Source organism: Bacillus andreraoultii (genome assembly GCF_001244735.1).
Classification (GTDB): domain Bacteria; phylum Bacillota; class Bacilli; order Bacillales; family Caldibacillaceae; genus Caldifermentibacillus; species Caldifermentibacillus andreraoultii.
Map to the genome: position 1 here is coordinate 2,790,842 of NZ_LN868937.1, position 24,184 is coordinate 2,815,025.

At 36.6% G+C, this 24,184-nt stretch carries 24 protein-coding genes; 4 read left to right on the plus strand and 20 right to left on the minus strand.

From position 1 onward, the window contains the following. Positions 1 to 579: 579 nt before the first annotated feature. Positions 580 to 1,263 carry a methyl-accepting chemotaxis protein gene (locus tag BN2144_RS20515; protein WP_139017913.1) on the minus strand — a complete coding sequence of 228 codons (684 nt, stop codon included), beginning with the start codon at positions 1,261 to 1,263 and terminating at the stop codon, positions 580 to 582. 17 nt (positions 1,264 to 1,280) lie between these two features. After that, entirely contained in the window at positions 1,281 to 2,066 is a 786-nt protein-coding gene (locus tag BN2144_RS20520) for a methyl-accepting chemotaxis domain-containing protein (protein WP_139017914.1), read from the minus strand. A 213-nt stretch (positions 2,067 to 2,279) separates the two neighbouring features. Here BN2144_RS20520 and BN2144_RS18550 point away from each other — a divergent pair, with 213 nt between their 5' ends. The 4 genes from BN2144_RS18550 to BN2144_RS18565 all read left to right on the plus strand — a co-directional run bounded on the left by BN2144_RS18550 (position 2,280) and on the right by BN2144_RS18565 (position 5,241). Continuing rightward, complete coding sequence (locus BN2144_RS18550; protein ID WP_033829697.1) at positions 2,280 to 2,978, plus strand: YoaK family protein; 699 nt, start codon at positions 2,280 to 2,282, stop codon at positions 2,976 to 2,978. Positions 2,979 to 3,138: 160 nt separating this feature from the next. Next, positions 3,139 to 3,378, plus strand: coding sequence for a hypothetical protein (locus BN2144_RS18555; RefSeq protein ID WP_033829698.1), 240 nt, complete (start codon positions 3,139 to 3,141; stop codon positions 3,376 to 3,378). 120 nt (positions 3,379 to 3,498) lie between these two features. Then, a complete protein-coding gene (gene cdaS / locus BN2144_RS18560) occupies positions 3,499 to 4,101 on the plus strand; it encodes a sporulation-specific diadenylate cyclase CdaS (RefSeq protein WP_075047860.1) in 603 nt (200 codons plus the stop codon). Between the two features lie 309 nt (positions 4,102 to 4,410). Then, positions 4,411 to 5,241 (plus strand): hypothetical protein, encoded by an 831-nt coding sequence (locus tag BN2144_RS18565; protein ID WP_033829699.1) that lies wholly within the window; start codon positions 4,411 to 4,413, stop codon positions 5,239 to 5,241. Between the two features lie 136 nt (positions 5,242 to 5,377). Here BN2144_RS18565 and rbsB read toward each other — a convergent pair whose 3' ends face one another. The 18 genes from rbsB to BN2144_RS18655 form a co-directional block, all read right to left on the minus strand. Further along, a complete protein-coding gene (rbsB, locus tag BN2144_RS18570; protein ID WP_033829700.1) occupies positions 5,378 to 6,289 on the minus strand; it encodes a ribose ABC transporter substrate-binding protein RbsB in 912 nt (303 codons plus the stop codon). A gap of 13 nt (positions 6,290 to 6,302) precedes the next feature. Beyond that, the gene (locus BN2144_RS18575) at positions 6,303 to 7,241 is read right to left on the minus strand and encodes an ABC transporter permease (RefSeq protein ID WP_033829701.1); all 939 of its coding nucleotides are present in this window, start codon (positions 7,239 to 7,241) and stop codon (positions 6,303 to 6,305) included. Further along, entirely contained in the window at positions 7,241 to 8,722 is a 1,482-nt protein-coding gene (locus tag BN2144_RS18580) for a sugar ABC transporter ATP-binding protein (protein WP_033829702.1), read from the minus strand. The genes BN2144_RS18575 and BN2144_RS18580 overlap by 1 nt, the downstream gene beginning before the upstream one ends. A gap of 85 nt (positions 8,723 to 8,807) precedes the next feature. After that, positions 8,808 to 9,200 carry a D-ribose pyranase gene (rbsD, locus tag BN2144_RS18585; RefSeq protein ID WP_033829703.1) on the minus strand — a complete coding sequence of 131 codons (393 nt, stop codon included), beginning with the start codon at positions 9,198 to 9,200 and terminating at the stop codon, positions 8,808 to 8,810. Between the two features lie 3 nt (positions 9,201 to 9,203). Then, a complete protein-coding gene (rbsK, locus tag BN2144_RS18590; protein WP_033829704.1) occupies positions 9,204 to 10,082 on the minus strand; it encodes a ribokinase in 879 nt (292 codons plus the stop codon). 1 nt (position 10,083) lies between these two features. Next, positions 10,084 to 11,067, minus strand: a complete 984-nt coding sequence (locus BN2144_RS18595; RefSeq protein ID WP_033829705.1) for a LacI family DNA-binding transcriptional regulator — start codon at positions 11,065 to 11,067, stop codon at positions 10,084 to 10,086. A gap of 621 nt (positions 11,068 to 11,688) precedes the next feature. Then, complete coding sequence (locus BN2144_RS18600) at positions 11,689 to 11,943, minus strand: alpha/beta-type small acid-soluble spore protein (RefSeq protein ID WP_033829706.1); 255 nt, start codon at positions 11,941 to 11,943, stop codon at positions 11,689 to 11,691. Between the two features lie 52 nt (positions 11,944 to 11,995). Beyond that, a complete protein-coding gene (locus BN2144_RS18605; RefSeq protein WP_033829707.1) occupies positions 11,996 to 13,456 on the minus strand; it encodes a glycoside hydrolase family 32 protein in 1,461 nt (486 codons plus the stop codon). Between the two features lie 387 nt (positions 13,457 to 13,843). Beyond that, positions 13,844 to 15,262, minus strand: a complete 1,419-nt coding sequence (locus tag BN2144_RS18610; protein ID WP_033829708.1) for a sucrose-specific PTS transporter subunit IIBC — start codon at positions 15,260 to 15,262, stop codon at positions 13,844 to 13,846. 250 nt (positions 15,263 to 15,512) lie between these two features. Further along, entirely contained in the window at positions 15,513 to 16,502 is a 990-nt protein-coding gene (locus BN2144_RS18615) for a LacI family DNA-binding transcriptional regulator (RefSeq protein WP_033829709.1), read from the minus strand. Between the two features lie 161 nt (positions 16,503 to 16,663). Further along, entirely contained in the window at positions 16,664 to 19,756 is a 3,093-nt protein-coding gene (locus BN2144_RS18620; RefSeq protein ID WP_033829710.1) for an AAA family ATPase, read from the minus strand. Continuing rightward, positions 19,753 to 20,973, minus strand: coding sequence for an exonuclease SbcCD subunit D (locus BN2144_RS18625; RefSeq protein WP_042338176.1), 1,221 nt, complete (start codon positions 20,971 to 20,973; stop codon positions 19,753 to 19,755). Before BN2144_RS18625 ends, BN2144_RS18620 begins: the two co-directional genes overlap by 4 nt. Before the next feature lie 32 nt (positions 20,974 to 21,005). After that, positions 21,006 to 21,461, minus strand: a complete 456-nt coding sequence (locus tag BN2144_RS18630) for a helix-turn-helix domain-containing protein (protein WP_050632371.1) — start codon at positions 21,459 to 21,461, stop codon at positions 21,006 to 21,008. Between the two features lie 285 nt (positions 21,462 to 21,746). Continuing rightward, positions 21,747 to 21,983, minus strand: coding sequence for a glutaredoxin family protein (locus BN2144_RS18635; RefSeq protein WP_033829711.1), 237 nt, complete (start codon positions 21,981 to 21,983; stop codon positions 21,747 to 21,749). A 38-nt stretch (positions 21,984 to 22,021) separates the two neighbouring features. Beyond that, the gene (locus tag BN2144_RS18640; protein WP_033829712.1) at positions 22,022 to 22,321 is read right to left on the minus strand and encodes a rhodanese-like domain-containing protein; all 300 of its coding nucleotides are present in this window, start codon (positions 22,319 to 22,321) and stop codon (positions 22,022 to 22,024) included. 14 nt (positions 22,322 to 22,335) lie between these two features. Then, on the minus strand, positions 22,336 to 22,692 hold the full coding sequence (locus BN2144_RS18645) for a rhodanese-like domain-containing protein (RefSeq protein WP_033829713.1): 357 nt from the start codon (positions 22,690 to 22,692) through the stop codon (positions 22,336 to 22,338). Between the two features lie 93 nt (positions 22,693 to 22,785). Beyond that, complete coding sequence (locus BN2144_RS18650; RefSeq protein WP_033829714.1) at positions 22,786 to 23,082, minus strand: rhodanese-like domain-containing protein; 297 nt, start codon at positions 23,080 to 23,082, stop codon at positions 22,786 to 22,788. A 514-nt stretch (positions 23,083 to 23,596) separates the two neighbouring features. Further along, on the minus strand, positions 23,597 to 24,163 hold the full coding sequence (locus BN2144_RS18655) for a YdhK family protein (protein ID WP_033829715.1): 567 nt from the start codon (positions 24,161 to 24,163) through the stop codon (positions 23,597 to 23,599). Positions 24,164 to 24,184: the final 21 nt, after the last annotated feature.

Below are 24,184 nucleotides of genomic sequence, written 5' to 3' on the forward strand. Positions count from 1 at the left end.
ATTAAATAAATAGTTTATTTTCTGAAAAGGAGTTTAGATATCGCTTATATTTAATAATTGCATATTTCATTCATCTGATGGAATTTTAAGAAAATAAAGCAGATGCAATTATTCGTTTATTGTGCAAAGATATGTCATCCGTTTATTAAAGGAAAACAGGAATAATTCCCTAAAGGAGCCATAACCTTTGATAAATTCCATTAAAGAACAGTTATTAGTGGTTCATGTTGGAAAATACAAAGGTGCCCGTCCCCCATTCGTTGATACATTAAAGTCCTAGGGGCAGGCACTACTTTTTGGAGATATTAAAGAAATTGAAATGGTCTTTGATCAGTTGTGTTCTCTTTTTTATTAAGTATAATAAAGAAAACTCGGTGACGCTAGAGCCTTTAGGCAACCAAAGAGACTAGAATTCACTTGATGAAAAAGAGAGTTTTTTCGGCTTTGATGCAATGCTTAAAGCGTTTAAGCGCACAAGAAAAGTGAAATTGGACAATTTATACTTTCCGATTAGCCATGGAAAAAACAACCAAACCATCCATTCCGCGAATTTCCGCTAATATTTTTACACGAAGCCCTTTACATTTCGTCCTTCACTAAAAGTTGTTTCAATTCCTTCGCTACTTGATTGATTTCATGAACTGCGTTTTGAATCATTTGAATTTGGTTATGCTCATTATCGAGTGTTGAAGAAATTTCCTCTATTGAAGCAACACTTTCCTCTGAAATATTTGCAACGTTTTCCACTTGTTGTTGTATAGATGTAAAATTTTGTGTGGTAGACTCAATTTCACTCATTCCTTTTGAAAGCTCTATATTCGTTTCTCGAAAAGAGTCTTTCATTTCTTGAAAATAATTTGCCACCTCACCAAGTAACATACTTCCTTCCCTCATGGCTTCCTCCCCTTCTAATGACTTTTTTTGAGCTTCCGTCGATTTAAGAAATAATGTACTCGTGACATCCGAAATATTCGCAGCTAGCTTTCCACTTTGTTCAGCTAATTTACGGACTTCCTCAGCAACAACAGCAAATCCTTTCCCGTGTTCGCCCGCCCTTGCCGATTCAATCGCCGCATTCAATGCTAGCAAATTTGTTTGATTAGCAATCTCTTTAATTCCATCAAGTAGACGATTGACTTTATCAAGACTATTCTGCAACCCAATAACTGTCTGTGCTGTTATACCAATTGCTGAATGAACCGTCATAAAATGATTGTTTACAAGCTGAATTTTATTCCACCCATCATGAACTTTGTCATTCATCTGTTCTGACTTTTCCTTCAGCTCTCGGGAAATTTCAATTGTACGATTGCTTTTTCTGATGAGATTAACATCGTTTCGCTTACATAATTAACACTATTTGCTTGCTCTTGAATCCCTGCTGTCATTTGTTCTAATGACTCTTTTATCACTTTACTTGACTCATAGAAGTGGTCGACAATCTCATTAAAACTTTTCACATTATTTTCCAACACCACCCCACTCTTTTCAATCGTATGGAATATCCTTTGTAATTTTGCTAAAACATGTTTTGCTTCAACCTCTTTTTCATAGCTAGCCTGAATTAAGTCACGTCCCCAGCAGGTTAAATAATATAACAGTGCAAGAACCCCATTTACTGTAAAAAGAACGGCTATAAATTCCTCAAAATTCCCATTTATCCCGAGAAAACCAGGATGAATAAGATAAGCAAGAATATATTCCACATTAATTAGTAAGCTAAAAGATAAAATTAACTCACTTTTAAAATATAATGACACCATTGCAATAGAAAGCAGGAGTAAATAATGCTTATTTAAAGAAAACTGATCTAGGTAAAAGAGCAAATAAATAATCACATTCGGCATTGAAGCAAAGATAAACCCTTTAACATATGTAGGAATTCTCAAATAATAATTTGTCATCGCCAAAATCATAACAACCATTCCTGCCATTACGTTTGGTAACGAATGGGCCCATCCTATATTGGCTATATTTGGGATAACAACAAGAATATCAATTATAAAAATTAAGATCAAATTTACTTTATGAACCCGCTCTGTATGATATGAATGAACCTCGTTCATCCTATTTTCTCCCCTTTATCTCTATATATCGTAGCAATTAGTGAATTTATTATATAACAAAAACCGACCTTTTTGTTAATATTTCGACAACTCGATTCGTAAATACGCTTTTATTGAAAGCATATCAAACCGAAATGAATGATTCGAGTGGGGTGACATATACTAACAAAATACATATTACTCATAAATTCAAGCAAAAAGGTAGGAAAAAAGATGTTTAAACCACAGACAATGATTCCTTCTTTAGCTTCTAATTCCGTATCATTAGGGATCATCCTTGCAATGGTCGGTGGCTTTTTAGATGCGTACACATTTATTAGTCGCGATGGAGTTTTTGCTAATGCACAAACAGGAAATATCGTTTTGCTTGGGGTTCATTTAGCTCTAGGAGAATGGCAACAAATGATTTTATATATCCCACCGATCGTCGCATTTATCCTTGGTATTTTTATTTCTGAAGTTTCAAAAATTTTCAAGAGAAAAAGCTGGATTACAAGTTCAAGACGATTTGTTCTTCTCATTGAATGCATTGTTCTAGTCATTGTAGGACTTTTACCAGCAACAATTCATAATTCAGTTGTTACAATATTAATCGCTTTTGCGTCCTCTTTACAAATTGCTACCTTTAATAAAATTGATAAATGGAATTATAACTCAACAGTTACGACAGGAAATTTACGGACAGCTTCAAAAGCCGCCTACGCAGCCTGGATTGAACACAATGAGGAGGCAAAAAAACAATTTAAAAGCTTTGCAATTGTTATATTTTCCTTTTTTCTAGGTGGGGCTATCGGAACTTACTTAACTGTCCATATTGGCAACCCATCCATTTGGATTGCTGTTATTTTTTTAATTGTTGCGCTACTTCTTTACCATAAAGATCGGGGATATTATATAAAAAGTTATCGATAGTTAAAAGACCTACCTTTCCAACTTTATACATCAAACTTATTCACAAAATTGGTCATAATAATCGAAGTATCTTTTAAAAAAGTTAAAGATTCGTACTTAAGAAAGAATTTTATGGTAAAATACGAAATGCAAGTTTTTATATAAAGAGGGGAATTTGAACGTGTACGAAGAAATTACTGCTGTTTACTCAAGACATAATAAAGAATTAATGCTAAGTATTTATGACGAGAAAGATCATTTACTCATTCGTTCTAAAATGCCGAAATTGATTGCCTATAAAATTGGAGACATTGTTGATGGCCCGAACAATCAAAAATATATCGTCACCGGTACAGAAGATAATATCTTTAATCCGAAAAAATTACATAAGGCAAAATTAAAGCGGAAGACCGAAGAATAAGTATATTGGATGAAGGTTTATCTTATGCAAATATAGCCTGTTCATACCAATTTGATATTCACCCATATTTATTTTCCTTTGTTATGAGACAATTTCTTCTTATGTTGGGAGGTGCGACAATTGAACCATTCAAACTGTGATTTTTCTTACATGAAAGAGGAAATTTTGTTAGGGCTACAACAATTAACAACGAAACTTCAACATACTATATCTTTTTTAGATGGTGATGATTGTATTCTTTGTAATCTGGAGGAATTTCGTGAAGAGTTGAGTCAATTAGAGTCCGTAGCCGGGTCTTATTACTTACAATGTTATTTATCCAACTACACGGAAAAAGTTGATGATCTCTCCCTTTGTTTGAAACGACTTTCCTCTCGACGACACGGTGCTTTAATTGTTGTTCAAGGGAATGACGATGTACATTCCATGATTCAAAAGGGAACGGAAATAGAGGCACTTCTTTCTTCTTCATTAGTGGAGTCAATCTTTTATCCAGGAAACCCACTCCATGACGGGGCAGTGCTTATTCGAGAAAATACAATTGTTTCCGCAGCCAATATTTTACCACTAACAACGACAAACATAACTGGGAAACTTGGAACGAGGCACCGAGCTGCTCTTGGAATAACCGAAAGTAGCGACGCCTTAGCACTTGTTGTATCCGAGGAAACTGGAAGTGTTTCATTTGCGTTAAGCGGGTCATTGTATCCCATTCAAGTTTAAAAACACTCCCCAACATAAAGAAAACTCGTGACTCGGGCCTTTAGGTAACCAAGAGACTAGAGTTCATCGAAAAAAGAGAGTTTTTCGGCTTTGATTTAATGCTACCGAAACCTTCAACTTATGCGTATAGGCAAGGAGAAATTGGAAAATCATTAACTAAAAATGAGCCCGAACTTATGTCTACAAAGGTGTCAGTATTTCTGGCATCTTTTTCTCATGTCTTAAAGATCATTCCATTTATTAACAAGTATTTTTATCAAAGTCTTTACAGATAGTATAATAATAAACTACTTATGCAGGAGGCTTCCATTGAAAACGCCAAACTATGTATGGTATTTCCTATTAATTGGAATTAGCCTTTTCGTACTAATGATAACTTTAATGAAGCATAAGGATAAAAAACGTCTATTACAAACTTATTTTTTTATAACAGGACTAGCTTACATTGTAGATTATATTGTATTAGTTCTATTGGACGCTTACTACTATAAGCCCCTCCTTGTAAATTCGTACTGGTTCGATAATATTCTTGGTTCAATTGTTTCACAGGGGATAACGATACCAACTTCAGCTGTTGCTATTGCTGAATTTCATTTTAGACTAACAAACATTTTAATGATCACATTAAGTATACTAGGAATTGAATGGTTTTTCTTAAATATGGATTTATATGAACATCATTGGTGGAAAATATGGATTACTGGCATTCTCCTTCCCATTTGCTTTTATATCGCTAAAGGATGGTACCAATTACTAAAAAGACCCGGGCCTTTTGTGAAGTTTTTTACGATGTATTTAACGATTGCTGTATATATCAACACACTGCATTTTATTTTATTGTTTTTATTTTCTGTTCCAACCTACTCCGTTCATTGGTTTAACGATCCGATTCGAGATTCATTAACATTTAACGCATTGTATATCTTTTGTTTCTCATTTTTCTTTACATTTCTCATCAGTTTTAAGTTTCAATGGCGCTGGATAACGGCCATACTCAGTATAAAAATATTATTTGATTTTCTATGTATAAAATATAACTTATTAATGAATAGTTATTCGACTATTTTTCTATTTCTCGTCCTGCATGTTTCAACAATACTTATATTTCGATATCTCTATGTCAAATGGTTTATTCCTTAAATGAACGAGTTCTTTTTTCTAAAATCGTCATTTTGTCATCGTTGTTCGACACAGTTGAAAAAAATGCTCGCAATACATCTTTATTAGCAAAAAATGGTGGTCCAGTTATTGAACCACCTCTCTATTTACATACTCACTATTCTTTCGTTTTTAATTCTAGTGGAACTTTTATGACGTCGTCGAGTTTTTCACCATTTAATACTTTTTCTGCAGCCTTTACTGCTTCTTTCCCCATTAACGCTGGCTGTTGAGCAACAGTTGCAGTTAGTTCTCCAGCTTCAACCGCTTTTACAGCATCTTCTGTTCCATCAAATCCAACAACAACGACATCAAGACCTGCTGACTTTATTGCTTCTACTGCACCTAAAGCCATTTCGTCATTATGTGCAAATACAGCTTGGACACCTTTTTTCCCTTGTAGTGTATTTTCCATTACTGTCAAACCTTTTGTCCGATCAAAGTCTGCCGGTTGGCTTGCGATTACTTCGAGATTTGAGTCGGCAACTTTATGGAACCCTTCGCCACGTTCTCTCGTTGCTGAAGCTCCTGCAATTCCTTGTAGTTCGACAACTTTCGCATTTTCTCCTACTTTTTCGAGAATAAAGTTTGCAGCCATTTCGCCACCTGCAACGTTATCAGAAGTAATTAACGTTTCAACCTTTCCTTTATCAGCGGATCGATCGATTGTGATTACCGGTATTTTAGCACTGTTTGCCGATTGAACAGCAGATGAAACAGCAGATGAATCAGTCGGGTTGATTAATAAAATATCTACACCTTGTTGAATTAAATCTTCAATACCACTAATTTCTTTCGATGCATCATTTTGTGCGTTAACACTCACTACTTTCATTCCATTTGCTTCTGCACTTTCCACAATCGCATCCCGTAGCGAAACAAAGAATGGATTATCGAGTGTAGAAATACTTAAACCGATTGTCATTTGATTACCTTTCCCAGAATCTTCTTTCACAAAGGGACTTTCCATTGAGCAAGCAGATAAGATCATCATCGTAAATATGATTAGTAGTGCTCCAAACTTTTTCATCATTTCACCTCATTTATGATTTTTTACGATCGATTAATACGGCGATTAAAATAACGATTCCTTTAACAACTTGTTGATAGAATGCAGAAATACCTAGTAAATTCATGCCGTTATTTAAAATTCCAATGATCAAGACACCGATAAATGTTCCGGTAATCCGTCCTTTACCACCTGAAAGACTTGTTCCACCAAGAACGACAGCTGCGATGGCATCCATTTCATATGCTTGTCCAGCTGTTGGTTGGGCAGAGTTTAAACGAGACATTAGAATCATCCCAGCTAGTGCTGCTAACATCCCACTAATCGAATAGATAAAGATTTTTACACGATCAATTTTTATCCCAGATACATGTGCCGCCTTTTCATTTCCACCAATGGCATATGTTTGTCGACCAAAGGACATTTTATTTAATAAAAACCAAAGGGCGAAGAAAGCAATTAACATTGTCACTGCAGGAACTGGAATTCCAAGAAAATATCCTTTTCCAAATAATTGGAAGGCATACGAATCACCGAGCCCTGTTATTGGCTTACCATCTGTAAAAACAAGCGTTAATCCACGATAAATCGTCATCGTTGCAAGTGTAACAATAAATGGAGCAAGTTTTCCTTTTGAAATCATTAAACCGTTAAATGCACCGAGGATCGCACCGATCATTACACCAATCATGACAGCAATAATCGGGTGGACACCGGAGACCATCATACCGGCCGCCAATGCACTTGATAACGCTAATGTCGAACCAACTGATAAGTCAATGCCACCGGTTAAAATAACAAACGTCATACCGAATGCAATTAATCCATTAATCGAAATTTGTCTTAATAAGTTCATTAAGTTTGCCGGATCCAAAAATGACGGATTTAAAATTGAAACGACTAAAATGAGAAATAGTAATGCGAATAGGGCACCGAACTTTCCTAATATTGATGATAATTTGTTCGTTTTCATTATTTTCCCCCCGTTGCAAATGTCATAATCTTTTCTTGAGTTGCTTCTTCCTTCATTAATTCCCCTGTGATTTTTCCTTCATGGATAACGAGAATACGGTCACTCATACCTAATACTTCAGGTAAATCCGAGGAAATCATAATAATTGCCAAACCACGTTCGGTAAGTTCATTCATTAAATGATAAATTTCGCGTTTTGCACCGACATCGATTCCCCGTGTTGGTTCATCCATTATGAGAACCTTTGGACCTGTCCCAATCCACTTTGCAATGACGACTTTTTGTTGGTTCCCACCAGATAAGTTCCCTACTACAATCTCTTGTGAAACCGTTTTTATTTTTAAGCGCTCAATCATCATCGTAGAAAATTTCTTTTCTTCTTCGGATTTAATGACTCCTTTTGGCGCAAAACTGTTTAGATTCGGAATCGTCATATTGTCACGAATTGAAAAATCTAAAATAAGCCCTTCATCTTTTCGGTCTTCGGTAATAAATGCAAGTCCTTGTTTCACCGCATCAGCTGGATTTTTAACTGTAATCGATTTTCCGTTTATCCGGATTTCACCATGATCAGTCGGGTCGAGTCCAAAAATCGAGCGCATGATTTCTGTCCGTCCAGCACCCATTAATCCTGATATGCCAAGAATTTCACCAGATTTTACCGAGAAACTAATATCTTGAAAAACACCATTTCGTGTAAGTCCTTTTACTTCCATGACTGTATCGCCAAATTTAGGATTTCTTTCCGGATAGCGATCTGAAAGTTCCCGACCAACCATTTGTTTCACTACCTCTTCAAAAGAAGTATCTTTCATTCGAGAAGTGGCAACAGAAACACCGTCACGCATAACTGTTATTCGATCACAAATTTCAAAGATTTCTTCCATCCGATGGGAAATATAGACGATGGAAACACCTGAAGACGTTAGTTCCTTCATAATGACGAATAATCTTTCAATTTCTCGGTCTGTTAGAGCAGAAGTCGGTTCGTCCATAATGATGACTTTTGCATCTATCATTAACGCCTTCGCTATCTCAATCATTTGTTGCTCACCAACTGAACAGAGACCTGCTTCTTTTTTAAGTGGAAGGGAAATATCTAATCGTTTTAAGATTTTTTCCGCTTCTCTTATCATCTCTTTTTCTTTCAACATACCAAATGAATTTACTTTTTCTTTCCCAATAAATAGATTTTGCAATACCGTCATTTCTGGCCATATATTTAACTCTTGACGGATAAAGGCAAGTCCTGCTTTTTCTGCTTCCTTAGAATTTTTAAATAACGTTTCTTTTCCATCAATCGTAATTTTCCCTTGATCTTGATGGAAAAGCCCAGTTAAAATATTCATTAATGTCGATTTCCCCGCACCGTTTTCACCCATTAGAGCGTGGATTTCACCTTGCTCAAGAGTAAAGTCGACACCTTTTAGCACTTGATTCGTTCCAAACGCTTTATGAATATTCTCCATCATAATTTTCATATTGTTCACCTCTCTACGATCAAATGTGAAAAATCAGCATTTACGCCCGATTTTTTTCGAAATAAGAGTTTGCTACTGATTCATGTTAAAAAAAGACGCCAGCTTGTAAAATACAGTTTGAATACGGGGTAATTTCTCCTGTCCGTATAATAACTTTTGCATTTGCAGTCAATTGTTTGAACTCTTCATGGGAGATAAACTCAATATCTTGTGTAAAATGATTCTTTAAAAATTCATATTGTGATCTATTATTCTCTTTTATTTCAGAGGCAAGATACACTTTTTCTATATGCATATCATCAGAAACGACTTCGATTACTTCTTGGAAAGAGGGGGTTCCTGGCTTTAAAGCAAGATCGATTTTTTTGACCCCACTTGGAGTTGGTAACCCTGCATCGCCAATAACGATTAAATCGGTGTGACCTAAATCAGCTAGTATTTTTGCGATCTCGCTATTTAAAATCCCGTGTTTTTTCATCGTTTACAGACTCCTTTCTAATTCTTTCCGTGTTGGCATACCACCTTGGGCACCGAACTTCTTAATCGATAAAGATGCAGCCCGATTCGCAATTTTAATCGCATCAGCTATCTCTTTCCCCTCTGCGACCGCCACGGCAAACGCTGCATTAAACGTATCGCCAGCCCCAGTTGTATCAACCGGTTCTACTTGGTAAGCCGGAATGACCTCTTCCGTTTTCCCGTTATGGAAACGAACACCGTTACTTCCTTCTGTAATAATTAATTTATTTGGATATTTCGCTAGTACTTTCGAGCGATTTTCATTCCCAAAAAGTACCGCAAATTCATGTTCATTCGGCGTGATAAAGGTTGCATATTCAATAACCTTTTCACTTAACTTTCTTGCTGGAGCTGGATTTAAAAGTAGTTTTCGTTGAAAGCGATCACAAAATGTAGCCACATATTCGACCGTTTCGATTGGTATTTCTTGTTGAATCAATATGATATCTGCCCCATGCAGCGATTCTTCCGCTTGTTTCACATATTCAGGAGTAACATAATCATTTGCCCCTTTCACAACGATGATGCTATTATCGCCTTCAGCTAATGTAATGTGGGCCGTTCCTGATGGACAATGTGTAACCGGTTCCACATAGCGGACAGAAACACCATTTTTCTTAAAGTTATCCATGATCTCTTTCCCAAAAGCATCATCACCAACACAACCAATCATGTCTACTTCGGCATCGAGTCTTGCAGCAGCAACTGCTTGGTTTGCTCCTTTTCCCCCTGGTGCTGTATGAAATGATTCACCAATTAAAGTTTCTCCGGCAAGCGGTCGTTTACTTGCCGTCACTATCAAATCAATTGATGCACTTCCAACAACTGCAACTTTTACCATATTATTTCTCTTCCTTTCGCGTTGATTCTCGTTCAATAAAACTTACAGGAAACTTATAATGGATTTTCGTTAGTTTTTCTTGATTAATTTGTTTTAACAAAATCTCTGCAGCTTTTAAACCCATTTCATAGGCCGGCTGATTGATCGTCGATAATCCAGGATGTACAACACTGCTCATCGAAATATTATCAAACCCGATAATTTGCATATCTTCTGGGATTTGGCGTCCTTGTTTAATGGCTTCATTTAAAATAGCAATGGCAACAGGATCGTTACATGCTAGCACGGCATCTGTATTCGGATATTTTTCAAACAGTTCTTTTGCAGTTTTTTGACCACTTTCAAAAGTTAACTGTGCATCAATAATGTTTACCTTTTTATTGTTCTTTTTTAACACATCATATGCTGCCCTAAACCGTTCATAAACAGGTTTAATGGTAACTGGTCCGCGAATAATGGTTACTTCATGACAACCTCGTTCAATGATTTTTGTTGCGGCAAGTTTTCCACCTTGAATTTGGTCCGCATAAACTGCCGGAAATTCATCTGTTGTCCGGTCTAAAAGAACAACCGGAATTTTAGCTGTTTTTATAGCATGGAAATCAATATCGTGAGTGGATATAATGAGACCAACCACGTTATTTTGTAGGAATCCATGAACATATTCATTTTCTTTTTCCATTTGCTCATCACTGTTCCCAATGATGAGATGATACCCTTCACGATATAAAAAATCTTCAACTCCACGAGCAAGTGCCGGGAAAAAAGGGTTGGTAATATCAGGTAGTACCAGTCCAATAAATTTTGATTTCTTTTTATAAAGTGACCGAGCCACTTCATTTGGTTTATAATTTAATCGTTTAATTGCATCCATAACAGCATCTCTTGTGTCTTCATGCACATATCCGCTACTGTTTAATACTCTCGATACTGTCGCTACTGAAACACCCGCTTCTTTCGCAACATCACGAATAGTAACTGCCATATTTTCCACCACCTGTAACCGGTTACATATAATTTATCATATATTTCTTATTTATACAAGTCTTAAATAATAAACTAGTTCCATTCACCTATATTTGTATTCACTTGTCTATCTCTTTCATGTCTTACGATCAACTATCAGAGCACACTTCTTTGACCACGATAGTGAAATTCGAATTCATTAAGATGAATATCAAAACGGACAAGCTTTATATGAAAAATGGGCATATCCGTTTTTTGTTGTTTGAGTATTTAGGTATGCATGTGTGGATGTGGCACATGAGCATTTCCATTCGATTGGTCTTGAGTTGAGCGTCTAGAACTCTTCTAGATGACCTTTTCCTCCCCTTCCACCGCGAATCGGGCATCTACACTAGTTAAACGTTCTTTTTTCCATGGTAGCCCAATAAAGAAAACTAAAGATGCTAAAGCCTTTAAGCAATCAAGGGACTAGTGTTCGCTTGAAAAAAAAGAGAGTTTTTCGGCTTTGATGCAATGCTCGAAGCCTTCCTTGTGCGCTTGTACTTTCCTATTAAGTTAAATATACCCACAAATGTACTTGTGCATCTGTGGGCTTTTTCACTGATAGGTCTATCCAACCGACAAATGAAATGAGAGATTCTTACGGTCTTTTATTTAAATTTTCTTGGGCCATTTTGACGAGTTCTTTTACCATACTACCGCCTAATCGTCCCCCAACCTTTCCTGCTTCCTCAGCTGTTAATTTACCGTTATAACCTTCTTTTAACGGAACACCTACTTCCTTGGCCGCTTCAAACTTTGCTTCGTGTGGATTGTTTGTTCCTACAACTTTCGCTTTTAACTGATCTAGTTCTTTCCGGGCTTCCGGTACTAATATTTTATTTCTTCGTGGCATAAAGCTCCCTCCTCTTTCTTACTATGTCCAGAAGAGGAAGAATCTATTTGTTTTACTCATGATGTTGAAAAGAAAATGAACCGAGGTCCCAGTTCTGCCATTGCATCGCTACACTTCCATCTACCGCAATGACACATGAATGATGGGTGTTATTTGAATAATAACGACTCGTAAATACTTTTTCACCGTTATTTAGAAAAATTTCCACCGAAGAACGGTCTTGTAAAATATGAATCGTTTCAATACTTTCGATTAAACAGTGTCTTGTTTCTTTTTCATGTGTATCAAAGCGTGTTCGCTCAAAACTTATAATACCTTGTTCGCGCGTATATGTTAGCTTCCATCTGTCAGGTAACTGTAGACTAAATTTTTTTCCCTCAAATTGATCAATATTAATTATGATTTCTTGAAGATCCGAGTTTAGCCCAATTTCTATCTTCTCATTCGTTAAAGTGAAAGCTTCACTATAGTAATTCGTACGTAACATTTTTAGTTCATCAATAGGCTGTTGATATAGTTTCTCTGCCTTTATCGATAGCTCCCGCGGGACTGTTAACGCATGAAGCCAGCCATCTCGAACAGTTGGATGATGTTGCTCCATTTCATCTCCCATTCCCATCCAAGCAATTAAAATTCGTCGCCCCTTTCCGTCAGTAAACGTTTGTGGTGCATAAAAATCAAATCCATAATCAAGTTCTTGAAATTTACTATGACTGAACTTTTTTGTTTTCCGATCCCAGTCTCCAATAAAGTAACCCGATTGGTATAAGTTTTGATATTTGTACGGCTCAGATTCAAGCCCTTGTGGTGAACAAACTAAGACGTCTTTTTCATTAAGTAGAAAGAAATCTGGACATTCCCACATAAAGCCAAAGGGATCGTCTAAAGTTATTCCTGGACCAGCTAAAGGCCCTTCTAATTGCCAATGAAGTAAGTCAGAAGAAGAATACAAAACAACGGAACCCTCGAATGATTTTGTTTGCGCTCCTAAAACCATATACCATTTTTCGCCTTCCTGCCATACTTTTGGATCACGGAAATGTGTTGTGTACCCTTCAGGCAATTCAATCACAGGACCTTTTTTCTCAAAACAGATCCCATCTTCAGTAATCGCTAAGCATTGATACGTTTCTCGTCCACCATCTTCTGTTCGGACATTTCCTGTATAAAATAAATAGAGTTTTCCGTTATACTCAACAGCTGAACCTGAATAACAACCATCTTTCTCATACCATTCACTTGGAACTAAAGCTGGTGGGTGCACCTCCCACCCAATGAAATCTTGCGAGGAAACATGTCCCCAGGCTTTAAATGTATGTTTTGTCTCAAACGGATTCCATTGGAAGAAGACATGGTACTTTCCTTTAAAATAAATTAAACCGTTTGGATCATTCAAAAGGCCAACAGCTGGTGTTAAATGAAAGGCGAGTCGATTTCCATCCTTCCCCAGTTTCTGCTTCACATCAACTAGCTTTTGTTTAATCTTCTCACGTAATTGCAAATCCTTATTCATACTGAACTCCTTATCTTGTTGTCATTTTTTAGCAAAACCATATACATATAAAAAAACAATACATAAAATGAAAGCGGTATTGAGTAATTTATCTACCCTTTACCGCTTGAACGTCTATTTTTCTATCAATGATTTTTACCCCGTCGTTCCTTCCTAGACGTCTCCACTTAAGTGAACCATTCCTACATTTGTACCAGCATGAGATTAGATACAGGTCCTTTTGTTTTTAAGGAATGTATAAATGTATCAACTTCTCTTATCCCTTCGATTTACACTATAAAAAGCTTTGGCAGCATTACCTCACATGCCAGAAGCCTTTATCGGCGAAATCTTTATCTTAACTCTCGTCAAGGCTTGTGCCCTTCGTTTTCTTTATACATTCACGCATTAACTTGCTTTCGATTCTTGGTTTTGATTGTCCAACATTTTATCGGAATAGCCGAACATCCATGTTAATACAAAGGCTGTTGCAATGGCAACGATATTCACTAATAAATAAAGGAAGATTTGACCGTTTAAATAAAGAAGTGTTCCTGGAATAACAGTAATAGCCATTCCGGTTGCTTTTAGTCCGAGAATTGCTGAAAGAAAACCACCAACGCCACCACCAATTAATCCCATAATAAACGGTTTAAAATAACGTAAATTAACACCGAAAATGGCGGGTTCTGTAATACCTAGAAATGCGGAGAATGAAGATGGTAATGCTAATGCTTTTAATTTTGGTGATTTTGTTTTCAAACCAACTGCAAGAGCTGCCCCACCTTGAGCCGCAACAGAACAGGTAATAATCGCATTGTACGGGTTATTCCCAAACGCCTCGAGTAATTGGATTTCAAGCATATTAAAGATATGATGCACACCTGTTACGACAATTAATTGGTTTAATCCACCAATAATCAGTCCGCTAATCCCTAATGGCCACTCTAGAATTGACTTAAAGACTGTTAATATAACATTTTCTGCTGAATGGAAAATGGGTCCGATAAGAAATAAAGCAAGCGTAATCATTACTAAGAGTGTTAAAAACGGCGTGATAATTAAATCTAACGCTTCTGGTACACGCTTACGAATCCATCGTTCTAATTTTGCCCCGACAATCCCTGCGATGAACGCTGGTAAGACAGAGCCTTGATAACCAACGACCGGAATAAAACCTAGGAACATTAACGGACTTGCATCACCACCAGCAACGGCATACGCATTCGGTAACGCTGGATTGACAAGCATTAAACCAAGTACAAGACCAATCACAGGGCTACCACCAAACACACGGAATGTAGACCAAGCAACAAGTGCTGGTAGGAAGGCAAATGCGGTATCGGTTAAAACTTCAGTAATTAAAATAAAGTTTTGTGAAATATCATCAGGTGTCAAACCAAACAAACCTAAAATTTCATCTTGCATGACAAGACCGCGTAACCCCATAAATAAGCCGGTTGCAACAAGGACTGGAATAATTGGAACAAATACATCACCAAATGTACGAATTGCCCGTTGGAATTTACTCCCACTCTTTGCAGCCTCTTGTGCTTGTTCCGCTTTTGTCGTACCACTAACACCTAATTTCATTGCCTCTTCATACATCCGGTTTACAGTCCCAGTTCCAAAAATAACTTGATATTGCCCCGAATTGAAGAACGCTCCTTTCACTTTATCAAGATTCTCCACTCTTTGTTGATCAATTTTCTCTTTATCTTTAACCATGATGCGAAGACGTGTTGCACAGTGGGCAGCAGATATAATATTGTCTTTCCCACCAATTGCATCGATTAACTCTTTAACAATTTTACTGTTTTCAGACATTCTTTTTCACTCCTTATTCATTAGGTTTGCAGTTCAACCTTCACTTATTTAAAATCCATTATCCATGGTATGACTTGGGGTATAATTGTACATATTTGTTTCTTGTTGTGGAATCGATTCCTTAAAGTTGATAAAAAAAGAGTTTATAAAACTAGTAAGTAATCCTCTTCTGGAATCGATTACATATAAGAGAAAAAAGAGCAGGATTATGATAATCCCGTTTTTATGAAATCGATTCCAGATGAGTTCATTATATACTATTTCCCTCTCTTAGTCTATAACTTAAAATAATTTTTTCTATTTTTGTTGTTTCCCCCTTAATATTTTTTAATAATAACTTAGCAGCCGCTTTCCCTGCCTTCTCATTTTCGTAATCAATTGTCGTTAATTGTGGAGTAACATATTGGGATATATCACTCGCCCCAATACTGGCAATACTAATCATCTCGGGGATGTGAATATTTTTTTCCTTTAGAAATGACATGACACCAATTGCAATACGGTCGGTCGCTGCAAATACCGCCTCTGGTAACGTCTCATTATTCTTGATCATCTTTTTCATACATTGATAACCAGACTCTGTTTCAAAACTTCCAATTTCAATCCATTTTTCTTGAGCCTCAATTTCATATTCTGCTAGCGTATCTAAATAACCTCGTTTTCTTTCTACACCTACTGCATAGTCTGTTTCCGAGACACCAATATACGCAATTTGTTTCTTCCCTTTATGAATAAACATCTCTGTTAGAAATTTAGCAGCATGGTAATCATCATTATAGACAGATGATGCTTCAGGCATATTTTGCCCAACAACAATGAGTGGAATCTTTATTTGCTTAATCTCCTTGACAACTTCAGGAAGAATATTCGTTGCAACGAATATAATCCCATCAACTTGTCGATTAACAAGGAGCCGTAAATATTCAATCTCTTTTTCAACTTGTAAATTCGTTGTCGCTAATAAAATTTGATATCCTTCACTACTAAGAACCTCATCGATCCCAGCAACAATTTTACTCGCTGTTTCTGTACTAATTCTTGGTAAAATCACACCAATTACTTTCGTTTCTTTCGTTCGAAGGGACTTTGCCTGTTGACTAGGTACATAACCTGTTTCTTTAATAACTTTCATTACTCGTTCCCGAACTTCTTCACTAACATAACCAGAATTATTTAACACACGAGAAACGGTTGTCCGTGATACATTCGCCATTTTTGCAATATCTAATATGGTAATCAAAACCAGCCCTCCAATGATGGACATAATTGATTCTGTCGTAAAACTATGTATATCTTATCATATTTTTTCAGTACACGTACGGGACTTTTTAACATATATCGTTATTCAAAACACCTGTTGGCCAGAGGTTACACACCCCTGACCATTTTTCCCTATGAAACTTATTTGATAACAAACTGTGTTTTACTGTATCCTTCTTTCATCTTATTCACTTCTAAGGCAGCAGGAATGGCATTTTTTAATTCTTGAACATGGGAGATAATACCGATCATTCGACCTGTTTGTTGCAAATCGATTAATGTATCAATCGCCTTTGTTAGAGACTCTTCATCTAGCGAGCCAAATCCTTCATCGATAAACATCGTATCAATGGAGACGCCCCCTTGGTAACTTTGGATCACATCTGCCATACCAAGAGCAAGGGATAAGGACGCATTAAACTTCTCCCCACCAGACAATGTTTTCACATCACGAGTTTGGCCTGTATAAGAATCATACACATCAAGACCAAGACCACTTTGTTTTCCTCTTGCTTCTTGTCGTTCACTACGTTGTAAAACAAATTGTCCGTTTGATAAACGTTTTAATCGTTCATTTGCAGCCATTAAAATTTGCTCTAAAAATTCAATTTGCAAATATCGTTCAAAAGAAATCTTCTTATCATTTTGCCCACGAATCACATCATACAAATCTGTTACTGTATCTTTTCGTTTTTCTAATTGATTGAGACGTTCATTTGCTTCTGTAATTGCTTCTTTTAATGTTTGAACATGATTTAAATACTGCTCAGACTGCCTTAATGTCTCTTGTGCTTGTTCAAACGCTTGTTTAGACTTGTCTAAGTCATTCTTCAACTCGACTAGGTCCACTTTCTTTTTATCAGCTAAAGAATCATGGAGTTCTTTAATTTGTTGTTGAAGCACAGCAATATGACTATAATACGTATCAATTTCTTGTTTTAGTTGTTTTTGCTCCACTTCAGAAAGTTTTGATTTGCGGTATTGCACTTCATCTACGAACTGCGCTTGTTGCAACATTTCATAAAATTGTTGTTCCGCTTTTTCCCTTTTTAACGTAACCTCACTTAGTTGCTGTTTTGCATTATCCAAGTTCACTTGTGCTTTTGCTAACTCTTCCCTTGACGACTGCAATTGTTTTTGGACAAGTTCCCATGCTATTTCTAAATCCCTTTGCTTTGCTTCTGTTTTTGTTATTTCTAGCTCTAACACGGACAATTTTTGTAGGTCTTCCGGAATCCGATTTAATTGCTCTTGATAAATAGCTTTATTCGCTTCGAATGCCGTGCTCTTTTCAAGGTACGATTTTGCTAGCGCTTCTTGATGTTCTTCTTTTTCATTAAGATTCATTTCAATTTTTTCCAAGTTCACTTTAAAATTGTGTAGTTTTTCCTTTTCTAGTTGTAAAGAATTGACTTCCTCTTTTAGCTGCTTTCCTTCTTCTACAAACTGGTTATATGTTTCACGTACATTTTGAAGCTCAATACCAATTTGTTCAACTTCTTTTCCTTTCTCTTCCATTTGTTGTTTGACAGAATGAAACGTTGCAACGAACTCTCGATATTTATCGTCTATTCCATTGAATTCTTTTTTAGCTGTATCAAGTTCCTCTTTTGTTGGAACAGAAAAATGACCATCTGCTCGCTTCGGATGTTCCATGCTCCCACAAACCGGACAAGGTTCACCATCGTGTAAATGTGTCGCAAGAATAATGGCTTGTCCGTTCACCCAAGCAGATTCTAACTTTTCATATTGTTGTTTTGCCGCTTCGTGCTGAATTTTCTGCTCACTTATTTCTTTGCTAAGCTTATCTTTCTGTTGCGCTAAGCGAATATAATCACGTAACACAATTGCATGATTACGCAATTCATTAACCTTCTGTTGTTTATCTGGCAATGTATCTACTTTTTGTTCCATTTCTTTTATTTGTCGGTTAATCGATTGTTTCATTTCCTTTATTTCATGTATATTGTTTGCCACTTCATCCTTTTGCTTTACTAAGCTTTGAACATATTTATATTGTTCCGTTAATTGTTGCTTTTTCTTATCAATTTCCTGTACAGTTGGTAAAAGCTCCTTATAATGCTGAAGTTTTTTGGCGATTTCCTCTCGTTCACCTTTTTTACTTTCTTCCTCTTTATAAGTAAGCTCTACACGTTTCAATTGATCAACTACCTCATCATAACCTTTTTCAGTCTGTTTTAAACGAGTCGTTTTCTCCCTCTCGTCTAGTCGCCACTCGTTAACTTGTGTTTCATACCCTTCAATTTTACTAGCACGTTCGGCATTTTCGAGTTGCACTTCTTTCGTCTTAATGATTGGTTTCTTTGTCTCATATTCTTTTAAGAGATTCTCTTTCTCTTCTAATTTGATAAACTCCGCATTGATTCCTTCTGCTTTATGGAAAATTTCGAGCTTCTCATTGTAGGTCTTTTCAGCTTGTGCTTCTATTTTTTTATTATCGGTAATTGTATCTTCATAAAACATTTCTTCCTCATCAAGTCCTGCTAACACTTGATATGTGTTGAAGTTTTCCTGGGAAAGTGTCTCAAATAACAAGGATTCCACACGGAGTGGAAGTAATGTTTTTATATCGGAAAAATATCGATCACGCGTTTGTTTTTCACGGTTAAACTCTTCTTCAGCCAATTGTTTTTTTGCTTTTAATCGTTGGCTAATAAAAGTATAACGTTCTGTTTTAAAAATTTTCCGAAGTATCTCCTCTTTATTTTCCGTTTGAGAGGTAAGAAGCTTTCGAAATTCACCTTGTGGCAGCATAACAATTTGAATAAATTGATCCCTAGTTAAGCCAATCAACTCTTCCACTCTTTTATTTATTTCTGAAACGATTTGCCGGTCTACACAAGGAATCTCTTCGTCTTCTATCCGCTCGTAAAATTCATATGAATCACCGGTTGCTGTCTTATTCCCTTTCTTCACATGGGGGAGCTGCCTTTTAATTCGGTAAAAATGACCTCGGAGCTCAAATTCTAATTCAACAGATGTATAGATGTCATCATCAGCAAAGTCACTCCGCAAGCATTTTATATCACTACGATCCTCTCCACTCGCAGAACCATAAAGAACAAAACAGATGGCATCAAATATTGTCGTTTTCCCTGCCCCAGTATTTCCGGAAATAACAAATAATCGATTTTCTTTTAGCTCAGTAAAATCAATTACTTCCCGTTCTTTATATGGACCAAACGCGGTCATCGTTAATTTAAGTGGTCTCATGATTCTCCTCCTTCTGAATCTACTGACTTAGATGCCGCAACTTCCATCGCTACACGCTTAAATTCTTCTTGGTCTTCCTGCAATAATTCATGGAGAACTTCTTTAAATATCGCTTCCGTTTCTTCCGTTACCTCTGTCTGTTTCACTTCTTGGTAAAATGCGCGGAATAATGATAGGTCGTCCATTTTATGACGGGCAACTTTTTCAACATTTGTATCTTCATGATCATTAGATAAAATAATTCTCCGCTCAACGTGCATCGCATTCGGATAAACAGAACGAACCTTTTCCATTGGTGATAGAACCGGTGTCTCATCTAACAAACGAACAAAAACATAATCGTCATTAATTGGATGTTTCAGTAATTCTTCCATCGACGACTCAACCGTGCACATATCCCGAATTGGTTCTAGCAACTTTTTCTCAATTGTCACATTTCCTTGTTCATCTAACTCAACGATTAAATAGCCTTTCTTATGATTTTCCTCTGATATCGAGTATTTCAATGGTGAGCCTGAATAACGAATCTTCTCATCCAATACGAAATGGGCTTGATGTAGGTGCCCTAAAGCTGTGTAGTGGAAGTTTTTGAACAGGTTGGCATCGACGTATTCCGAACCACCGATAGCAAGTGGCCGTTCTGATTCACTCGTATTTTCTTGCTCCTCCCCGTGAGGCGTTACAAAGGCATGTCCAACAAACACATGTCGCGCATTCGGATCCATTTTTGTCTCAATCGCTGCAACAATTTTTTGCATGGCATCGTTATGGGAACGAATTTCATCATCTTCAAACAAATGCCGAACAACACTCGGATCAGCAAACGGGATAAGGTGAAAATGAACCTCACCATATTCATCATGTAAAATAACTGGTTGTAACGAATTTGAAAGTTGCCCTACGATATGATAACCATTTGCTTTCATCATCCGACTTCCGAAATGGAGACGAGTTGGACTATCATGGTTCCCGGCAACAGCCAAGACCGGTGTTTTTAACCTAAGGACAATTTCTTCTAGCACTTCATCTAGCAAATTTACTGCTTCTGTTGGTGGTATCCCACGATCATATAAATCTCCAGCGATAATGACTGCATCCGGTTTCTCTACTTCTATCGCTTCAATAAATTGTTTTAAAACATACCGTTGATCTTCTGTCATATATACACCTTGGACGAGTTTACCTAAATGCCAGTCTGCTGTATGGAAAAATTTCATTCCTGTTCTCCTTTCGTTGTAGCTAACTAGTTTTACCTAATTAAAATTGCTTTTATTTTTTCATAATCTGCTATAATTGATTCGATTTCTTTCGGACTTAGTTTCCTTGATTCCATTTTATCAATAAAACTTGTCCAATCGTTGCTTAAATCGTTCACTTTCGGTTCGTGGACTGTCCCATGAATGGGGATATTAGTAATCGAATCTTCTTTCATATCAAATTGGTCATTCAACGGATTATTTTCCAAAGTACTTACTACATAATCCGAATAACCAGCCATTAAATAAAGCCAACCTTTTTGCACGCTTATATGACTTGCTATTTTTTCAAGGGTTTCTCTTGTAGGCCGATGTTCCCCTCTCTCTATCTTACTGAGCTGAGAAAAACTAACACCCGTCAAATTAGAAAACTCTCGTAAAGTGAAGCACATTTCTTCCCTTTGTGACTTAATCGTCTCCCCGAGAATCTTTAAATCCGGCTGATTCATATCAATCACCTCTATTTAACTAGTAATATACCACAACTTGTTTCATGACACAACACTAAAAGCCTTTTCTACTAGTATGTATCCATTAATGATAGTGTGCCTTCTCTCATTTTTCTTGAAACTTTCTTCATTTCCCCCGTGGAAAATTGTATACAAAACAACTTACTGAGAATCAATCAACCTTTTAATAGTAGTAGTCGCATGGGACCAACCTAGTCTACTTTCGCAACAAATTACAGGATAAATATAAAAAGACGACAAGACCATTTGCCGCCTTTAGATTTTTTATTGTTTTAAAGCAGATAAAATTCTTTCCGGATCAAAGCCAATGACCCATTTCCCATTTATTTCTGTTTGTGGAACTCCCATTTGTCCAGTTTTACTTACTAACTTTTGCATCATCATCGGATCTTTTTCAACATTTACTTCTTGGAAGGCAATATGATTTTGTTCTAAAAATCCTTTCAACATTGTACAAAAAGGGCAACGTGATGTTGTATATACAGTAATTTTATTTTCCATTCAAATTCCTCCTGTTAATTAATGAGCTGTTTCGCTTACTACTCTATCTTTCCTCCCCAAGCATTCATACCACCAATCATATCTTCAACATGATATCCAAATGCTTCAAGGATGCCGCATGCCGCTTTACTTCTATTTCCCGACTGGCAGACGACTACATAAGTCTTGTCTTTCTCTAATTCATGTTTTCGGAAAGCCAACTCGCCTAAAGGAATATGTTTTGCTCCTGGAATTTTCCCTTCCGCTACTTCGAATGCTTCACGAACATCAATAATTGAACATTCCTCACCATTCTTCATTCGTTTACATACTTCCTCCGCTGTTACTCTTTTTGTCATTTCTTTTACTCCTTCTATTTCCAGGCGTTCATACCGCCTCTAACATTATAAATTTTTTGAAAACCTTGTTTCTTTAATATTTTCGCAGCCTTTGCACTTCTCATACCACTTTGACAGATAACAACTACTTCTTTATTTTTATCAAGCTTACTCGTTCTTCCTGGCAAATCGGAAAGAGGAATATTTTTAAACTGTGGACGATGATTTGATTTATATTCACTTGGCGTACGTACATCAATAAATTGAACATTCCTATCTTGAAATTTATTTTTCGCTTGCTCCACTGTAATATTAGTAATTCCTCTATTTGATAGCAAACGACCAATCACAAATGCTGCAATCATTAATATAATGACCCATTGTAATTCCATATTCTCTCACCACTTTACTTTTTTCATAAAATATTTTCTTCTCCAATAGAAAGTCCTACGAAAGGAATTTCTTAGAATAAGACAGTAATCAGACTACTTCACTGCTCCTTGCCAAGACATCATACCGCCGGCTACATTCGTTACTTGATAACCGTGATAACGAAGAAACTCGCATGCATTCGCACTTCTACCACCAGATTGACAAATGATATAATAATGCTCACTTTTATCCAATTCATTCAGTCGACCTGGGATATCACCTAATGGAATGTGTTTTGCTCCTGGAATTTTCCCCTCGGCTACTTCGAATGCTTCACGAACATCAATGATATGAACTTTCTTGTCTGCCTTTATTTTTTGTTCCAGTTCTTTTGCTGTTATTTGATCCACTCTATTTCCTCCTAAAGTTAAACTACCCCTATAGGTATATTTTATATTTTTCAAAATAACCTATTAGCTACTTGTACTAATATATCCGTACATCGCCGTTTTTACTTTTTTCACGAATACATTGATCTCAATTTAAGCTGACAATTAGGGTCCTTTCTACACTACCTTCGTTTCAGCGCATCGTCCTCGAAGGGCACGTACAACCCTTCTACGTTACCTTCGTTTCGGCACATAGCAATTCCTCAATCAATCGTACTCTCGTGAAGCGGATAAAGATCCCAATCCAAATAGGTTAGAGGATGATTACATAGATAATATTATACCCCACAGGGTAATTTGTCAATAATAATAAACCAAATAAATTTTTTCTTCATTCGTTTAAATGACTCCCATAACATTAGACAAAATTTTCCACAAGCATACTTGCCTTGTATTAGCTTCGTCAAATTCTAAAAAAGCCTGAGATCAATGCGAATACTGCATGAAATCAGGCGACGAACGTATAGTTATATTTTTAGAGGGTTTCTTTCCTTTGTTGTTTCGCTGGTAATAATTCATCTTCTATTACCCATTGATAATTTTCCACTTCCGTACCCGTTCTCGTATCCATATAATTCACCATATATACCGTTGTTTGTTTCGCCGACTCAATCGTTGCCCCAGCTCCATCCATCCCTTTTATATGGTCGACATTTAATACGACTTTCTCACCTGGTTTATACGGTGCTAATTTTGCATTTGCAATTTCTTCATGAATGACCCATTTATAATTATTCACGCTGTCTCCAACGGTTTTCGGAATGTATGAAACCATGTATACCGTCGTTTGATAGGCTCCTTTTATCGTTGCTTTAGCACCTTTCATTCCAGGTACATGGTCTGCATTAATAATGACCTGACTACCAACCGGATAAGTCGGTTTATCAGCCACTTTAACATAATCTGGAGCTCTATGAGAGTTAGAAACATTCATATAGGCATCTCCCTCATCATTATCAACGATTCTTCCTTGATCCGTTGTACATGCTGTAAGAGAAAGTACGATCATTACGGTCCAAATTAAATATTTCAGCTTTTTCATACAGTCCATCCCTTCCCATTA

Coding starts and splice junctions, on each gene's coding strand:
- BN2144_RS20515 (WP_139017913.1), bottom strand. CDS start 1,263: ATGAATGACAAAGTTCATGATGGGTGGAATAAAATTCAGCTTGTAAAC.
- BN2144_RS20520 (WP_139017914.1), bottom strand. CDS start 2,066: ATGAACGAGGTTCATTCATATCATACAGAGCGGGTTCATAAAGTAAAT.
- BN2144_RS18550 (WP_033829697.1), top strand. CDS start 2,280: ATGTTTAAACCACAGACAATGATTCCTTCTTTAGCTTCTAATTCCGTA.
- rbsB (WP_033829700.1), bottom strand. CDS start 6,289: ATGAAAAAGTTTGGAGCACTACTAATCATATTTACGATGATGATCTTA.
- BN2144_RS18575 (WP_033829701.1), bottom strand. CDS start 7,241: ATGAAAACGAACAAATTATCATCAATATTAGGAAAGTTCGGTGCCCTA.
- BN2144_RS18580 (WP_033829702.1), bottom strand. CDS start 8,722: ATGAAAATTATGATGGAGAATATTCATAAAGCGTTTGGAACGAATCAA.
- rbsD (WP_033829703.1), bottom strand. CDS start 9,200: ATGAAAAAACACGGGATTTTAAATAGCGAGATCGCAAAAATACTAGCT.
- rbsK (WP_033829704.1), bottom strand. CDS start 10,082: ATGGTAAAAGTTGCAGTTGTTGGAAGTGCATCAATTGATTTGATAGTG.
- BN2144_RS18595 (WP_033829705.1), bottom strand. CDS start 11,067: ATGGCAGTTACTATTCGTGATGTTGCGAAAGAAGCGGGTGTTTCAGTA.
- BN2144_RS18600 (WP_033829706.1), bottom strand. CDS start 11,943: ATGCCACGAAGAAATAAAATATTAGTACCGGAAGCCCGGAAAGAACTA.
- BN2144_RS18605 (WP_033829707.1), bottom strand. CDS start 13,456: ATGAATAAGGATTTGCAATTACGTGAGAAGATTAAACAAAAGCTAGTT.
- BN2144_RS18610 (WP_033829708.1), bottom strand. CDS start 15,262: ATGTCTGAAAACAGTAAAATTGTTAAAGAGTTAATCGATGCAATTGGT.
- BN2144_RS18620 (WP_033829710.1), bottom strand. CDS start 19,756: ATGAGACCACTTAAATTAACGATGACCGCGTTTGGTCCATATAAAGAA.
- BN2144_RS18625 (WP_042338176.1), bottom strand. CDS start 20,973: ATGAAATTTTTCCATACAGCAGACTGGCATTTAGGTAAACTCGTCCAA.
- BN2144_RS18630 (WP_050632371.1), bottom strand. CDS start 21,461: ATGAATCAGCCGGATTTAAAGATTCTCGGGGAGACGATTAAGTCACAA.
- BN2144_RS18635 (WP_033829711.1), bottom strand. CDS start 21,983: ATGGAAAATAAAATTACTGTATATACAACATCACGTTGCCCTTTTTGT.
- BN2144_RS18640 (WP_033829712.1), bottom strand. CDS start 22,321: ATGACAAAAAGAGTAACAGCGGAGGAAGTATGTAAACGAATGAAGAAT.
- BN2144_RS18645 (WP_033829713.1), bottom strand. CDS start 22,692: ATGGAATTACAATGGGTCATTATATTAATGATTGCAGCATTTGTGATT.
- BN2144_RS18655 (WP_033829715.1), bottom strand. CDS start 24,163: ATGAAAAAGCTGAAATATTTAATTTGGACCGTAATGATCGTACTTTCT.